Origin of the sequence: Paenibacillus sp. FSL R7-277 (assembly GCF_000517965.1) — a bacterium.
GTDB classification, from domain to species: domain Bacteria; phylum Bacillota; class Bacilli; order Paenibacillales; family Paenibacillaceae; genus Paenibacillus_AQ; species Paenibacillus_AQ silagei.
Map to the genome: position 1 here is coordinate 1 of NZ_ASPX01000063.1, position 316 is coordinate 316.

Here is a 316-nt window from a genome sequence, read left to right on the forward strand (position 1 = left end):
TCCGCCTCGAACGCCGGATTTAAATGCTTTTATTGAATCGTTCCACAGTAATATCGATCGGGATTTATTCCGCAAAGAAGCCTTCGACACGTTCGAAGAGGCCTATGAAGCGGTGGACCGGTACATGGACTTTTACAACAATCGCAGAATGCATACAAGCCTTCGGAACATGCCGCCAGTTACCTTTGCGGAGTGGGTCCAGACTCTAGAAGACCGCTCCAGTTTCTTCTGGCCGAGAGAAAAAGCGAAATAAAGAGCATATCTACAACAAGTACCGATTTTATACGGAGGACTCCGGGATAAGGGGGTCGCACCG

The 316-nt window shown here is 48.7% G+C and carries 1 protein-coding gene; it reads left to right on the forward strand.

What is annotated here, in order from left to right:
* Positions 1-253, forward strand: a 253-nt coding sequence (locus C173_RS18340; protein WP_155991551.1) for an integrase core domain-containing protein, incomplete at its 5' end; no start/stop codon positions are given.
* Positions 254-316 lie beyond the last annotated feature (63 nt).